Origin of the sequence: Gluconobacter thailandicus F149-1 = NBRC 100600 (assembly GCF_000964465.1) — a bacterium.
Taxonomy (GTDB): Bacteria; Pseudomonadota; Alphaproteobacteria; order Acetobacterales; family Acetobacteraceae; genus Gluconobacter; species Gluconobacter thailandicus.
The window spans coordinates 15582-28304 of record NZ_BANH01000030.1 but is presented as its reverse complement, the minus strand read 5'-3'; the positions used below and the strand labels follow the sequence as shown (position 1 = coordinate 28304).

Below are 12723 nucleotides of genomic sequence, written 5' to 3'. Positions count from 1 at the left end.
AGAGCTTGAATCACATCAGATCGATTTTCCAAACAGGCTCTTAAAGGTCCGGAACTAAACCGCGACACGTCCAGTTATGTCCTGTCGCGGATTGGCGACGAGTGGAGTATGCTGATTATCATGATGCTCGCCGAAGGCCCCATGCGCTTCAACGAACTGAAGCGGTCGATCGGGAGGATATCGTAACGCATGTTGAGACTGACTGGCACTAAAGACGGGCACTCTGGAAGAAAAAGGTATAAAGCCCTGCATTGCAGACAGGAAATCCTGCGGAAGCGCCCATCAGATACGACAAGTTGAATACAAGCGCCGAAACTGCATCGAAATCATGTTCGGTCACCTTAAGAACTAGCGGCGAGCCGCAACACGCTACGACAAATTCCCAAATGTTTTCGTCTCGACCATCTGTCTCGTAGCAACCATCATGTTCTGACTATGAATTCTGAGTCCAAGCAGCACGTTGCATCATTCAAGCCTTAACAGGCTCTAGGATGAAATTTTATTCGCGGAATATTCATTAGCACGGGAAGAATTCCAGATATTCAAAATAATATACTGAACCAAAAGAGCCGATATAGGGAAAAATACAAATCCCACATTTATCCAGTATTTTGTATCCTCTCCACACAATAATAAAGATGAATCGTAATGACCATAAGACAGACATAATGCGAGAACGAAACCAGAAACACCCATGGAAACTTTTGAAACCAGCGTATTAATCGAATACGCCAATCCAGTTGATTTCAAGCTACTCCGTGAGGATCCGTCCTCAATTGCAGTTGCTAAAAATACATAGGCCAGAGGAGACATGAGCCCCTGCGCAAAGGCGAGAACCGAGAAAGCTGGAACAAAACTAGGTATCCAACCACCAGAAACGAAAATGGCTCCGTAGGCTGCAATCTGGAGGAGTGTTGCGATCATTGCGGTCTTCATCACTCCAAAGCATCGTGAACTAAAAGGACAGAGCATTGCCCCTAAAAAAGAGCAGACCGTCGCCAGCGTCAAAGCCATCCCGCCCCAGGCATCTGTTCCGCCCAGGACACATTTTACATAGTAAAGTACAAAACCATATACTGCTGCAATGACAATAAATTGCTGAAAAACCATAACATTACACAGAATCCACAATCTGTTTCTACAAAGAATTTTTAGAAGGAAAAAGATATTATTTCTTACTGGCTCTGTCGGATACCGGGCTTGGCATGTAGTTCCGACCTTACGCCAGAGTAAAACGCCAGCACTCGACAAGAGCAGAACAAAAAGGACCATACCTTTCTGACGATGAGCTGCGCTACTCCCCCCACCCAGCCATGTGATAGCCGGAATGGTGAGAGCTGCAATACAGAATTGTCCAACCTGACACCCCATCATGCGAAACGAATTCAATTCAACACGATCACGCGAAACCACCGTCATCATAGGGGCTAGAGCGCCATAAGGTGTATTGATACAGGAGTAGATCGCGCCGAAGACAATATAGGACAATGCTGCCCAGAGAATTTTCCCATGAGGTGAGAACGGAAGAGGCAAAAAACAGAAAATATTTGCCATTCCCAAAGGGACAGCTAACGATCGGATCAATCGAGGAATAACCCAGCCGCCTTGCCGATCCACAAACCACCCGACGACAGGGTCACAAAATGCATCGAAAATTCTGGCAATCAGCAAAATCCACCCGACAGACGAAGCTTTCAGACCATAGATGTCTGTGTAATAAAACATGATATACGCAGAGGTGAGCCCCCACATCAGGTTGGAGGACAAGTCCCCCAACCCATAAACCATCTTCTCACGAGTAGAAATCGCGTTCGATACATCCGTCATGGCCTGTCCCTGCCCGGAGTGATTTATCTGCAAACGTCACCCAAGCTCTCGAAACCGACCTGCTTTGAGTTCACCTGCCAGGTGCCGACACGCCCGAACACTCATGGCCATAACCGTCAGGGTCGTTCCCAGCGCGCCACCAGTCGGAAAACTGGATGCATCCGTAACGTAGACATTTGGCACTTCCCAGCATTGACCATATGCGTTGAGATACGATGTTTTCGGGTTATCTCCCATCCGCGCGCCTCCACTCTCATGGATCGCAGCTCCCATTATGAGACTCTTGGGAAACATTTTGCGAAGAAGCCACCGGACAGGCCAGCTCCGCTCTGGAGACAAACCGGTCCCTTTCTGCCCTAGACCCAGAGGTGAGGCCCAGAAATCTACCACTCCTCCCCCACTTTCGATCATGTCTGCACAGTCCTGAATCTGCTGCTGGAGCATGGCACGTTCATTCGCATGAACACCACAACTGATATGTGGAACAGGTATGCCCCAGCGATCTTTCCGGGAGGGATTGAGGGTAACCCGGTTATCCTGATAGGGAAGCATTTCCCCAAAAGCCATGATCGTTACAGGGAAATATCCCTGAGCATCTGCCGCGCCATAACGGCCAATGGAACCCTGATAACTATACCCCCGCACGAAGGCCGGATTGCGCTGATCGCCAATATTTTCATAACGCGGCACATATATCCCCCCGGTAGGACCGAAGAATGGATGTTGGGGAAGCGTTTCCACTTCTCCTTCCCGGGCTGACGCTGGCCACCGTCCGAACATCAGGCTGGCGCACTGATCCATGAAATAGCGGCCCAGAACACCCGAACCGTTCCCAAGTCCTGCGGGATGCCGGACAGAACGGGAGTTCAAAAGCAGCCGGATGCTCTCGATTGGAGAAGCGCACACGACGACAGCCTGGGCTGAAATGGTGTAACGTCTGCGGGTCTTGCGATCCACGCATGTTAGGCCTGTCGCGTGCCCTGTTGCAGCATCCGTCTCTATACACACTGCAATTGTGTCGGACTGAAGCGTTGTGCGTCCTGTTGCGAGAGCTGCTTCAAGAGCAGCAGGAACGGGAGACCGCTTGTATCTGTTGAAACGCCACGCGATGGCCTGTCGATCCGGCCAACGGGCCTTGATGGCGGACCGAAAACCTTTTTCTTCAGGCGTCAGGGTAGCAGCCTCGGCCATGATGCCGTCAGGGGCGCTGTCCACACCATCGTGATTGCCACAAATCCCGATGAACCGCTCCACTTCCTCATAAAATGGTGCAAGATCTGCATAGGAAAAGGGCCAGTCTACCCCACCCATTCCTCTACTTTTCCCTCTGAAGTCCTCGTCGGACCACCGGAAGAGAACGCGCCCGAAGACGTGCAGCCGTCCGCCTGTCTGTCGTCCTCGTATCCATAAAAAGGGTCGATTTTTGGGAGTTGTGTAACCATGCATCCAGTCATTGACGAAAAAATGCCGGATCTGCTCTTTGAAGAAGGCTACACGCGCCTGAACAGGCTGCCCCAGGAGGGAGGCCTTGATCCGCGGGAAAAGTGCTGTATGTGACCTTTCACGTCCTTTGCGGAGTTGAACATCAGCCGGTTCAAGCTTTGGCCCAGCTTCAAGAACAAGAACGGAAAGGCCCTGTTCAGCAAGTTCCTTGGCTGCAAAACTACCCGCAGCTCCGGACCCTACGACAATGACATCATATCGCGGAGAGGTCATGCGTCTGTTCCCGATGTCAAACCATAAGCATTCCGGACAAATGCTGCGGCTTTTTGCAGAACCTGTTCCGGTGCAGGACAGGAATCCATCTCCAGGATGGGACCACATTTCAGAGGTGCGTTTTCCAGCAGACGCCGCAAGGTGGAAAAATCCACATCCCCCTCTCCCAATGGCCGAAAATACGGGCGGTGCTTCGCGTAAATCGTTTCGTCTATCACTATGGAAAGCGGCATGATCCCACTGGCATCTTTCCAGTGCATGGCAACAACCCGCTCAAGATGACGGTCCAGAACCCTGGTGGGATTACCCCCTTCAAGAATTATGTGAGCAGGATCGAAGCACAGCGAGACGTAACGGGGATCTGTCAGAAGCATGAACAGATCCACGTCCCGCGGAGCGCAACAGACAGAATGGGCCTCCGTGTGAACGGCCAGCATAATCCCTTCACGCGCTGTCAGGGCCCCCATACGATTCAACAGATCGGCCATGGGCTGTGCAAGCGCCATATCCACAAACTGCACAGGGTCTGCACACCAGGTACTTCGGCACGGCAATCCGACAACCAGAACACGTCCGCCGACAGCCGAAAGAAACTGCGCAGCATCCAAGGCAGATTGTAAAATCCTTTGCTGGGATGCCGAATGCTCCGAGATTGGAATACGATCGAGATCCGGGAAGAAGCTGGACCAGATAACAAGACCGCGTTGGCCAAGCTCATTCAACAGAGCGTCAATTGACCCAAAGGCTGCCACCGCCCCTCGCCAGTCAAACGGAGGAAAAGTCAGCTCTATTCCTGCGACACCCGTGCTGGCCTGAGCATCCAGAAGCCGCCTCCAGAAGGCACGGCCGTCCTGCTGTGCAAGCTGAGCAATTTCGACTTCGGAACTGACGCCCCAGAAATCCGGATTGTAGAACGTGACAAGATCCGTTCCCAACTGCATGGATGCTTCCTCCCATCATGGCTGCACGTCAAAAGCCGCAGCCGGCAGATTCCATTATGGGAAAGAAATGACCCTTATGCAACCGCTTGCCATGGAATTCTGGCAGGGAATTTTTATCCTTATACCACCCATTCAGACAGAAAATCACAGCGACTCATATATTTCGGGGAATGTTCCGGCGCCCCTCATCCTATGCCGTGACCTTGTGGGACGAAGGATAGACTAAGGAAAGAAAGTATTGACCATCTCAGGATGACGGTCCCAAAAATCGCAGTGATGCTGCTTTGCGACATCCAGACTTTGCACGATACCGCCACTGGCCCGATCCGAGATGACAAGAGCGATCTGATGGTCTGGAGTCCACTCTGGCCATGTGGAATCAGAGTGACCGAAGGCTGACCACAATTCGATCATTTGGCGCGACAATGCGACCTGCTCGGCTGACAATGGACGAGAGACCGATTGATAACCGAACAGATAGGGAAGTTCTGCCGTATGAGCCGCCCCGTTCTGGAAGTTCGGGGGAACGGGCAGACTGAGCGCAAGCGAGTGAAAGGGCGGAGCAGTCCGATCGGCGAATTCATAAACAGAGACACGCGTCGAGGCGGAGAGCATCGTTGCCGCACGCAAGGCGGGGCAAATAAGGATCTGATCAGACCGCATGGCCGCAAAGTTATAAAATGGCGCATTCCCGACCTCAGAATAGAGAGCTTCAAGCTCACGCCCAAAAGCGGGATAGGCCCGCGTTAGAGCTGCCTTGTAATCCTTGGGTGACATGGGAAAATACCCTGCCAGAAAGCCACGCAGTTCGTCCCGGTTGAAGCCGATCAGAACGGGTACCCGGTGCCAGTCGCCCTGTTTCAGAGCCTTGTCCACCGATACCGGCTGGAGGGCCGCGCCAGAAGGAGTTACGGGAAAAAGAGGCCGAGGAACAACCTGACCATTTGCAAGACGGACCGTCGGCTTCGCCCAGACTTTGTCCCAACTCCTTAGAAGTGTCGCGGTAGGCACTGCGCGCAAACATGCAAGGACATTCGCGCCAGCACAGCCAGCCTCCCGCGCCGTCGCCATCCCGATCGCCTCGGAAACAGAGAGAGGATATCGGCTGGGGCAGAACCCGCTCTGCATGATGGCCTGCCGGAACAGCCCAGCAGACTCTGGAGTGACCAGCAGGTCACAGACATTGGCAGCCCCTGCGGACTCACCGTCCAGAGTGACGTTCCCCACATCCCCCCCGAAGCTGGCAATGTTGACATGGACCCAGCGCAGGGCATCAAGCAGGTCTCCAAGTCCGATGTCGCCCGAGGGCGCTAGGCCATCCCCTGTACGTGGCAGAGCAAGAAAGGCGAAAACACCCAGACGGTAGGCTGGAATCACGACAATGGCATGTCTTGCCTCGGCAAAAGCCGACCCGTCGTAGATTTCCGGGGTACCGGACTGGTTGCCCCCGCCATGGATGAAGACGATGACCGGCAGCCGCGCGTCGGCTGACGTGTTGCGCGGCCGGTAAACATTCAGGAAAAGACAATTCTCGTTATGTGTCTCAAAAGCATCTCCACTGATGAGTGCCGCACAACCTTCATGCTTGAGATCCGCTTTAAAAAGAGACACAGCCTTCGGGAGTGGCGCGGCGGCCCTCCAGCGATGTTCCGCGTCGGGCGAGGCGGCGTAGCCAATGCCAAGGAATTTTTCAGTCGTCCCATAATCTACACCGATGAAAAGTCCCGCCGGAGCCGTGACGCGCGGTACCTGAGCATATGCGGTATGAAAAAAGACTGCGATGACGAGCATGGCAAGAAGAAAGTGAATGATATCTTTTGGTCTCGGAAATTCATCGAATCTCACAGGGAACCACATGGCAGGCATAGGATTATTTCCTGGTTTTGTAAGGGCGTGTCATTACCTGCAACCGGGCCCACTGTCTGACGATGATGGCACTCGGTTACAGATTTTGGAAAAATCGGACCAGTTGTTCCCCGGTCAGTATTCGACCGAAATGGCTCCCCCGAATGTGCGCGGCGCCGCAAAGGAGTAAGCATAAGCGTTCGCATAGCCGTTTTCGGCGGCATAGGTCAGAATACGGCTGTTTTCGAGATTCCGTACGAAAATCTGCGCATGCCAATGTCCCATGTCGGGAAAATATTCCGCAAGCGCGGTCGTGTTCGTATAGGCTTTCTGCCGGGAGTCCTTCTCATTGGTGAAGTAGAGATATGTTCCAGACTGGAAACGTGTCTTGATCTGCGTCAGGACACGACCAGACGGCACTCTCCAATACCGTGAAAAACCTGCTCCTACGGAATAGTTCGGTGCCTGGGGCAGTTGGTTTCCCGCAAACTGCTGCATGACCGTCGATGAAGAGCCATCTGCCATGGGCTTCGTGACCGCAACTGCGAAATCCCGAAACCGCGCGTGAAGCCACTGAAAGTCCAGATTGAACTCGCCAATTTCTGGCCAGCGGAGCAGAAGGCTGGGGTCTACACCATAGATCCGACTTGACCCGGCATTGTTAATGATTGCACCGCCCCCGGAATAATTCGAGACGATCTGCGAAACCTGCTGACCCGTATAGTTTTCCCAGAAACCAGAGACATTGAACTGAAGATGGTTGTTCAGGAAACGATTTTTAAAACCCACCTCATACGCACGTACCGTTTCAGGATTATAGGCGTTGAGATCGGTGAATCCCCCCGGCTTGTACCCAGTATCGACTTTGAAATAGGCCATGTTCCGGGATGTAATATCGTATTCGATACCCGCATGCCATGTGACTTTCGTCCATGACCCATGGCCGTAATTCTGTGACACGATGTAATTATAAGGCAGTTTTGAGGAATCTTCGGGAAAAAGGATGGAACCGCTACGTGTCTTTTCATCCCAGGTATAACGTACGCCGCCGGTAATCCGTAACGTGGGGAGGATGCGATATGTGCCATGCGCGTACCAGGCCAGAGAGCGAGCGATGGTCTGATAGTCAAAAATGAGTGGTTTCGCCCAGACGCCGTCGACAGGGATGTCGTCGTAGCTGTAAAGGCTGTCATTTTCCTTGAAGTAATACACGCCCGTTGTCCAGAAAAAGCGATAACTCTGGTCGGAGGAAATGCGGAACTCCTGGTTCTGCGTTTTCGGGCGCGCATTGGCGTTCCAGGTTTCGATCAGACGTGAATATGAAACATTCGAACTGGAGTCATTGGTCTCAGAATAGTTCGTTGTGGAATAACCACCCAGATAGGTCAGGGTAATATATGGCAACGTATATTCGAAATTCCACCGCAGCGCATGATCCAGGCTGGACAATGCCGGCCGTGTCGGAACATCAAGATGGCGCAAACTTCCTGAGGGAAGAGGCTGGATCGAGGTGATCAGATTGCCCGAAGCATCGAACTGATAGGGTGAATTATAGACGACCGGCCCCGCCCCTCCCATGCGCGTGCCCTGATATGTGATCGTTCCCTGAAAACCCTTGAAGGGATGCAGTCCCAGTGTCAGTCGGCCTGAGACATTGTTCGCACCGTCTCCGTAACCCGATGTGCCGAGATCACGATATCCCTCATTGTAGGAAGAACTGAACGCGGCACGAAGCTGCACCTTGTCCGAGAAAGGGATATTGACCATAGCCCAGGAATTGACCGCACCATAATTGCCGAATTCAACCTTCGCATTGGCTTCTTTCCGGTTTGTCGGTTTCGCCGTGACCAGATTGATTGCACCGCCCACGGCGCTTCGTCCGGCAAGTGTTCCCTGCGGGCCGCGTTCGATTTCGATCCGGTCCAGGTCGTAAAACGAGCTGTTGAAGGAAAAACCGCGATTTGTGTAGACGCCATCAGTGGCAATGGCGACAGCGGGGTCCCCAATTTCGCTGACGTCGTGGCTGGAAATGCCACGAATGGTAATCACGGCGTTGCCTTCATTCTGAAGGATGTTAACGTCTGGTGCGACGGACGTCAGGGCCTGAATGTTCGTGATGCCCAGCGTCTGAAGCTCTTTTCCACGCCAGACGCTCAATGATATCGCCGTCTTCTGTGCCGATGCAGCACGCTTTTGCGATGTGACGATGACCTCCTCGATTCCTTGGGCTATACGCTCGCTTGGCACGCCTTTCCCTTCATCCTGACGCGGCAACAAAGACGCCGGGTGGGATGAAACTGGGACTTCGGGGCCCGCAGTAGTCCCGCCTGCCGGTTGGGGGGAATGGGTGACGGTTTTCTGCGTTCCCGAGGGTTGGGACTTTTTTTCATGTCCTGTCGCAGCGAACGCACTCCCGCAATGAAGGACCACTGCTGAGGTGAGCAATGTCACTTTTAGCGGATGGGATCGTTGTGAGCATACGGAAACGGCCCGTTTTTCAGGCGGGGCGAGAAAGAGGCAACGCGTCATCATGAGATGAAATCCTTCACGCGGAATCGGAGAATCTGGGCTTCGGAATAGGAGATTCAGGTAGATGCAAGCGCTTGCCGCGAGTCTTTATATTGTTGCGAAATCGGAATCAACTTGAATTTTGATTCTTGTTTTTCTGCGTGCGGGTTCTTGCAGGAATGACAGGACCTGCCGCTGCCGTTTTTTGATCGCCGCCCCTCTGGCTGCTAGAAGATAAAACGAGAATGAACTGGGGCAGACCCCTGACCGATAGAGGAAAGTTTGCACTTGATACGACGAGCTACTCTCGCGGATGTTGCACGGAAAACTGGACTGAACGCCTCAACGGTCAGTCGCGCCCTGTCCCGGCCTGAGCGGGTTAATGATGAAACACGCCGCCGAGTTGAGCAGGTCGCTGCAGAACTCGGCTATTCTCCCAACATCATGGCGCGAAACCTTAGCCGTGGTGTAATCAACACCATTCTGGTCATGGCACCCAATTTTGCCGATCAGGCCCTTCTGCCGGTTTTTACGGACGTACTGCTTGGAATCTGCAATGAGGCCGAGGCGCAGGGATTCAATGTCATGATCCAGCATCATTCGGCGTCGACCATCCCCCCCGAAGATGTCGTGAAGGTTCTGAATGGCGGTATGATTAGTGGCGTTATTCTCATGGCCACGGATCATTGGAAGGCTGTTCCCGAAATCGGTTCCGGGACCCAGCCTCCACCCATCGTCAGCATAATGGTGGACATGACACATCTTGGCCTGACCAGTGTCGTCGCCCAGGAAGCAGAGGGGTTCTCCGAAATGGTCGATTACCTCGTGCGGCGCGGATACATGAGTTTCGCTTATGTTTCTGGCCCAAAAGGCGCGACTCATGAGAAAATTCGATGCCGCTCCGTCATGACACAACTGACTACCCACGGTCTGGGAGACAGGCTCATCCGTCTGGAAGGAGGACCTTTCGACATGGCCTCGGGTGCTCGGGCAGCGAAGGCTTATCTAGCCCTGCATGAACGCCCCCGCGCGGTAATCTGCTCGAGCGACGCCCTGGCAGTAGGCTTTATGCACGGTATAATCGCCGCCGGGCTTTCCGTCCCGGAAGACGTGGCGATCGTCGGATATGACGGCCTAGATTACTCCGCATTTGTTACACCGACATTAACGACGATGAGTCAGCCGTCCACGGAAATTGGTCGGTCGGCAATGCGGTCCCTAGCAGATCTGATCCTTGGGCAGGCCTCTACTGCACAACTCATCGCGCTTCGGCCCAAGCTCCTCGTCCGCGATTCCGCGTAAGGAGCGGAGTGAAAAAGGGCAGTCGCTCGTAAACTGGAGGGTTCTTGGAACTCTCCAGGTATGCTGATCCAAGCAGACTATGCTGATATGTTGGCAGAATTGATGTCGGCTATGGCTTTTTTAATCGTTGCAATCACATGATTCGAGCTGATGTGCCGTGTACATTCAAATTGTCTGGATGTGTCTTTATGACGAGGGCAGAAAAGAAAGTTGCTGTGTTCGAAGGGATAACGAACATCATGCCAACAACTGTTACAGACGTGCGTGTTGAAAACCCTATACGGTGTCTCGAATTCATTTGTCGGATGTGTAAAGCCGGAAATCATCACAACGGGCGTTCCCGCCGCCCATGCAAGCCAGCTCAATCCGCTTGAGAGACCAACAAAGAAGTCAGCATGCTTAAGCCAGTTAGCGCGCTCTGAGAGAGGGCGAGCACCCGTTTGGTCTTCACATCCATTCGGGATCTGGTTCCAATGAATACCCTGCCCCCAGACCATATCTTTATCAATACAGATAACGCGATAACCGGAGCGCTTGAGGAATGCGATCACATCATGCCATCCCTCAGGGTTATTCCAGTATTTACACTGGGAACTCGCCTGAGTTGCGATGACGACGTAAGGCTCCTCGATCGGTCTCTCGTCTTCAAGAACAAGCTGGGGAGGCTCTTCATCAGAGGAAACACCAAGGATATACCCTGCGGTTCGATGAAGCCCGACCATCCGGAAATCTGCCGGTTGCCAGGAATTATCTTCATCCTCAAAGAACAGGCCAAGGTGATACGTCGCGTAGTATTCGCTGTTTTTTGAGAGATAATCTTTTTTAAGAATGAAGGTGATGTCTGGATAAGCTGGCTCCAAAAGCTTCTTCATATGGTCCGCAATAACAACAACAAGTTTGCACCCATGCTTTTTCTTGAAGCGGGCAGCGTATGGGAACCAGGCAATGCTATCACCAATGGTCCCGCCCGGCATCAAGATCGCCACAAGGCGATCCGTGGCATCATAAACGTGAGAAAAAACGAGAAGACCGTCCCGGAAAACTTCGATCTTTGCTCTCAGATAGTGTTTCTTCCGACTTGCAAAAGTACATTTACTTCCTTCACCATCGAAAAATACCGTTTCGGTATCAAGATCCAGGAAGCGTACGCGCCACTTACCTTCCGGAACCTGAACACGCAATCCGATATTGAAATCATATCTGATTCCTTCCGGTCCTTGCTGCGTGGGTATAGCAGCAGCAGTCAGAATGCCCCCCTGATGGTCCAGATCGCCTGACGAAGCCGAGCTTTCATCAGCATCGCTTTGATCAACCCCTTTTAAGCTGGTCGTTGGGCTTTCTCGATCGGAGATTTTGCCAACCTGCAAAATGGATTTGAAGATATCGGCCGCCTTTGTTTCAATCATGGCGTGCCCTCCAAAAGGTTGGGAATTGTCTTGATGATATCCATGACCTGTTCGGGCGCGATCAGTCTGGAGCACTCGAACTGTCTGGGCGTCCCCTCATGACGCGGACACCAGAGGTAGTTGGAAGTATCGAGGATACAGCGGATATCATTTGAGCAGCCATTACAGGCGTGCCAGTTTATAACCCGATAGGGCGTAGCAAATTCATTTTCCGGTCTGGTGAAACCACTGATAAGAACAACAGGTGTGGTGCCTACACACCAGGCGAGCCAGCTGAGTCCACTGGAAAGTCCTATGAAAAATTCAGCATGCTGTATCCACCGTGCACGCTCGGAAAGGGGAAGAGCACCAGTCTTATCCTCAGCACCGAATGGAATGTGGTTCCAGACAGTGCCTTGGCCAGTAACGCGCTCTCTGTCAATGCAGAAGACACGATAACCTCTGGCCTTCAGTTCCTGAATGAGCTTTATCCAGCCAAATGGATTGTTCCAGTATTTGTTTTGTGCAGACGCCTGTGAGGCAATCACCACATAGGGTTCTTCAATAGGTCTTCCGCCCTCACCTATTGTAATTCTCGCGGGACGAGAGATGCGCGACAAACCCAGTATGGAAGACGCGTTCCCTTCCAGCCCTGCTTCACGGTAATCAACGGGGCTGTGATTGAGTTTGTCGTCGTTGTAAAATACCAGAACAGTGTAGGTCGCATAATATCTGGCTTCCGGAGTATCTTCAGATATGAGTTTAAGAGTGGGATATTCATCCTGAACGAGTGTTCTGATGTCGGATCGAAGGTCGACCGTTAAATCACACTCATGCTTCTGCGCGAATGCGGCAACGTGACCAAACCACGCCAGATGATCTCCAATACCGCCTTTTCGCATATCAATACGGACTGGCTGGCCCTTCAGATCCATTTCGTGGCTAAAAACGAGCTTGTCGTCTTTCCTTATCTCGATACCAAAGCGAACGTAGTAGCGCTTTGCACTCTGAACGAACCCGTCATTAACATCCTGAGCGAAAAGGACGGTGTGTGTATCAAGATCCTTGATGATGACACGCCAGTGACCTGCCGGCACATAGACACGACAGCCATCATTAAAGTCGTATCGGATCCCTTGTGGCCCTTCCTGCGTCAGCGAAAAAGCATTTTGCGTTGAATTGGTCGCAGTATTCTCCAC

Annotated in this window: 9 protein-coding genes and 1 pseudogene; 3 read left to right on the top strand and 7 right to left on the bottom strand. The window is 52.5% G+C overall.

Going from position 1 to position 12723, the window contains the following annotated elements; translation table 11 throughout:
- Positions 1-9: 9 nt before the first annotated feature.
- Positions 10-186 carry a winged helix-turn-helix transcriptional regulator gene (locus B7444_RS17410; RefSeq protein WP_081759381.1) on the top strand — a complete coding sequence of 59 codons (177 nt, stop codon included), beginning with the start codon at positions 10-12 and terminating at the stop codon, positions 184-186.
- Between the two features lie 37 nt (positions 187-223).
- A pseudogene (locus tag B7444_RS17175) lies at positions 224-433 on the top strand (transposase); the annotation flags it as partial.
- A 53-nt stretch (positions 434-486) separates the two neighbouring features.
- Here the strand turns inward: B7444_RS17175 and B7444_RS10215 are convergent.
- The 5 genes from B7444_RS10215 to B7444_RS10190 all read right to left on the bottom strand — a co-directional run bounded on the left by B7444_RS10215 (position 487) and on the right by B7444_RS10190 (position 8576).
- Positions 487-1827, bottom strand: coding sequence for an MFS transporter (locus tag B7444_RS10215; RefSeq protein ID WP_035730518.1), 1341 nt, complete (start codon positions 1825-1827; stop codon positions 487-489).
- Positions 1828-1863: 36 nt separating this feature from the next.
- Positions 1864-3543, bottom strand: coding sequence for a GMC oxidoreductase (locus B7444_RS17365; RefSeq protein ID WP_035730516.1), 1680 nt, complete (start codon positions 3541-3543; stop codon positions 1864-1866).
- Positions 3540-4484, bottom strand: coding sequence for a sugar phosphate isomerase/epimerase family protein (locus B7444_RS10205; protein WP_035730513.1), 945 nt, complete (start codon positions 4482-4484; stop codon positions 3540-3542). Before B7444_RS10205 ends, B7444_RS17365 begins: the two co-directional genes overlap by 4 nt.
- Positions 4485-4706: 222 nt before the next feature.
- Positions 4707-6350, bottom strand: coding sequence for a carboxylesterase/lipase family protein (locus B7444_RS10195; protein ID WP_035730508.1), 1644 nt, complete (start codon positions 6348-6350; stop codon positions 4707-4709).
- Positions 6351-6464: 114 nt separating this feature from the next.
- Positions 6465-8576 carry a TonB-dependent receptor gene (locus tag B7444_RS10190; protein WP_261766719.1) on the bottom strand — a complete coding sequence of 704 codons (2112 nt, stop codon included), beginning with the start codon at positions 8574-8576 and terminating at the stop codon, positions 6465-6467.
- 549 nt (positions 8577-9125) lie between these two features.
- Here B7444_RS10190 and B7444_RS10185 point away from each other — a divergent pair.
- On the top strand, positions 9126-10139 hold the full coding sequence (locus tag B7444_RS10185; protein ID WP_035730505.1) for a LacI family DNA-binding transcriptional regulator: 1014 nt from the start codon (positions 9126-9128) through the stop codon (positions 10137-10139).
- A gap of 77 nt (positions 10140-10216) precedes the next feature.
- On the opposite strand, the gene B7444_RS10180 is transcribed toward B7444_RS10185, so the two are convergent.
- Positions 10217-11545, bottom strand: coding sequence for an autotransporter strand-loop-strand O-heptosyltransferase (locus tag B7444_RS10180; protein WP_035730504.1), 1329 nt, complete (start codon positions 11543-11545; stop codon positions 10217-10219).
- Positions 11542-12723: an autotransporter strand-loop-strand O-heptosyltransferase gene (locus B7444_RS10175; protein WP_035730502.1), complete on the bottom strand. Its 1182-nt coding sequence runs from the start codon at positions 12721-12723 to the stop codon at positions 11542-11544. The genes B7444_RS10180 and B7444_RS10175 overlap by 4 nt, the downstream gene beginning before the upstream one ends.